The organism is Escherichia sp. MOD1-EC5189, from assembly GCF_002966045.1.
Classification (GTDB): Bacteria; Pseudomonadota; Gammaproteobacteria; order Enterobacterales; family Enterobacteriaceae; genus Escherichia; species Escherichia coli_F.
The window spans coordinates 1-3424 of sequence record NZ_PTRX01000070.1 but is presented as its reverse complement, the minus strand read 5'-3'; the positions used below and the strand labels follow the sequence as shown (position 1 = coordinate 3424).

At 54.1% G+C, this 3424-nt stretch carries 1 protein-coding gene and 1 pseudogene; both read left to right on the top strand.

Going from position 1 to position 3424, the window contains the following annotated elements:
* A pseudogene (locus ATB02_RS25350) lies at positions 1-443 on the top strand (acyltransferase family protein); the annotation flags it as partial.
* Positions 444-570: 127 nt separating this feature from the next.
* Positions 571-3424 (top strand): transcription-repair coupling factor (mfd, locus tag ATB02_RS25345; RefSeq protein ID WP_105272392.1); only part of this gene is annotated, 2854 nt, incomplete at its 3' end.

Genomic DNA, 3424 nt, shown 5'->3' with positions numbered 1-3424 from the left:
GTGTTAAAGCGGTGCCGTTGCGCCGCCATCTGCTGATGGCTTCTTTGCTGGCTGTTCTGGCGGTCGGTGCCTGGTTGTTTACTATCTCGCTGCTGTTGTCGCTGGTATCGATTGTGGTGATCATGAAACTGTTTTATCAGTACGAGCAACGTTTCGGTATGCGCTCCACCAGCCTGCTGAATGTGATTGGCTCCAACACCATTGCTATCTATACCACCCATCGCATACTGGTAGAAATATTCAGCTTAAGCCTGATTCCGCAAGTGAACGCGGCACGCTGGTCGCCGCAAGTCGAACTGACGCTCCTGCTGGTTTACCCCTTTGTCAGTTTGTTGATTTGTACTGTTGCGGGCTTGCTGGTAAGAAAACTTTCACAGCGCGCATTCAGCGATCTGTTGTTCTCCCCGCCTTCTCTGCCCACAGCCGTCAGTTACTCCCGCTAAGCCATCGCCCCAGCCGGGGCGATTCAATTTGCTAAACCATGTCGATTACGGATAATGAACAGCATTGCTTATCAGAGATATGCCCCCATATGTTGAGGCATATCCTAACGAGAATCTGACAACCGTTATGCCTGAACAATATCGTTATACGCTGCCCGTCAAAGCGGGTGAGCAGCGTCTGCTGGGCGAGTTAACTGGCGCTGCCTGCGCGACGCTGGTAGCGGAAATTGCCGAACGTCACGCCGGTCCGGTGGTACTTATTGCACCAGATATGCAAAATGCTCTGCGTTTGCATGATGAAATCAGCCAGTTTACCGATCAGATGGTGATGAATCTGGCGGACTGGGAAACCCTTCCCTACGACAGTTTTTCGCCTCATCAGGACATTATCTCCTCACGCCTTTCCACTCTTTACCAGCTACCAACGATGCAGCGTGGCGTACTGATTGTTCCGGTGAATACGCTTATGCAGCGCGTTTGCCCGCACAGTTTCCTCCACGGCCACGCGCTGATGATGAAAAAAGGTCAGCGGTTATCTCGTGATGCCTTGCGTACGCAACTGGACAGTGCCGGTTATCGCCATGTTGACCAGGTTATGGAGCACGGCGAATACGCCACGCGCGGCGCGTTGCTGGATCTTTTCCCGATGGGCAGCGACTTGCCTTATCGTCTTGATTTTTTTGATGATGAAATTGACAGTCTGCGGGTGTTTGACGTCGATAGCCAGCGCACGCTGGAGGAAGTAGAAGCGATCAATCTGTTGCCCGCGCACGAATTTCCGACCGATAAAGCGGCGATTGAACTGTTCCGCAGCCAGTGGCGCGATACCTTCGAAGTGAAGCGCGACCCGGAACATATTTATCAGCAAGTGAGTAAAGGCACATTACCTGCCGGGATCGAGTACTGGCAGCCGCTATTCTTCAGCGAACCGCTGCCGCCACTGTTCAGTTATTTCCCTGCCAATACGCTGTTGGTGAATACTGGCGATCTGGAAAACAGTGCCGAACGTTTCCAGGCTGACACGCTGGCGCGTTTTGAAAATCGCGGCGTCGATCCGATGCGTCCACTGTTGCCACCACAATCGCTCTGGCTGCGGGTAGACGAGTTCTTTTCAGAGCTGAAAAACTGGCCGCGCGTACAGCTAAAAACCGAACATTTACCGACAAAAGCAGCGAATGCCAATTTAGGTTTCCAGAAGCTGCCAGACCTGGCCGTTCAGGCACAACAAAAAGCGCCGCTGGATGCGCTGCGTAAGTTCCTCGAGTCTTTCGACGGTCCGGTGGTGTTCTCGGTAGAAAGTGAAGGTCGCCGTGAAGCGCTGGGTGAACTGCTCGCGCGAATTAAAATTGCTCCTCAACGCATTATGCGTCTTGATGAAGCCAACGACCGTGGGCGTTATCTGATGATTGGCGCTGCCGAACATGGTTTTGTCGATACGGTACGTAATCTGGCGCTGATTTGCGAAAGCGATCTGCTCGGTGAACGCGTTGCCCGTCGTCGTCAGGATTCTCGCCGCGCCATCAACCCCGATACACTGATCCGTAACCTTGCGGAGCTGCATATTGGTCAGCCGGTGGTCCATCTGGAGCACGGCGTCGGGCGCTATGCAGGAATGACCACGCTGGAAGCCGGCGGCATTACCGGCGAGTATTTGATGCTCACCTATGCCAACGACGCCAAACTGTATGTTCCGGTGTCGTCACTGCATCTGATTAGCCGGTACGCAGGTGGCGCGGAAGAAAATGCCCCGCTGCATAAACTTGGCGGCGATGCGTGGTCACGCGCGCGGCAGAAAGCGGCGGAAAAAGTGCGTGATGTGGCGGCAGAATTGCTGGATATCTACGCGCAACGCGCCGCCAAAGAGGGCTTCGCGTTTAAACACGATCGTGAACAATATCAATTGTTCTGCGACAGCTTCCCGTTTGAAACCACGCCGGATCAGGCGCAAGCCATTAATGCAGTGCTTAGCGATATGTGTCAGCCGCTGGCGATGGATCGTCTGGTGTGCGGTGATGTTGGCTTTGGTAAAACTGAAGTCGCGATGCGCGCCGCTTTCCTGGCGGTAGATAACCACAAGCAGGTGGCGGTGCTGGTGCCTACCACCCTTCTCGCGCAGCAGCATTACGACAACTTCCGCGACCGTTTCGCCAACTGGCCGGTACGCATCGAAATGATCTCCCGTTTCCGCAGCGCCAAAGAGCAGACGCAAATCCTTGCGGAAGTGGCGGAAGGGAAAATCGATATTCTGATCGGTACGCACAAACTGCTGCAAAATGACGTCAAGTTTAAAGATTTAGGTCTGCTGATTGTCGATGAAGAACACCGCTTCGGGGTGCGTCATAAAGAGCGCATTAAAGCGATGCGGGCGAACGTGGATATTCTGACACTTACCGCAACGCCGATCCCACGTACGCTGAATATGGCGATGAGCGGAATGCGCGATCTGTCGATTATCGCTACGCCGCCTGCCCGTCGTCTGGCAGTTAAAACCTTTGTCCGTGAGTATGACAGTCTGGTGGTACGGGAGGCGATCCTGCGCGAAATTCTGCGCGGGGGGCAGGTTTATTATCTCTACAATGATGTGGAAAACATCCAGAAAGCCGCCGAACGACTGGCAGAACTGGTACCAGAAGCGCGGATCGCCATCGGTCACGGGCAGATGCGCGAGCGCGAACTGGAACGGGTGATGAATGATTTCCATCATCAACGTTTCAACGTGCTGGTTTGTACCACCATTATCGAAACCGGGATCGACATTCCTACCGCCAACACCATTATCATTGAACGTGCGGATCACTTCGGTCTGGCACAGTTGCACCAGTTGCGCGGTCGCGTCGGGCGTTCGCACCACCAGGCATATGCATGGCTGCTGACGCCGCATCCAAAAGCGATGACTACCGATGCGCAAAAACGTCTTGAAGCGATTGCCTCGCTGGAAGATCTCGGTGCAGGTTTTGCGCTGGCAACGCACGATCTGGAGA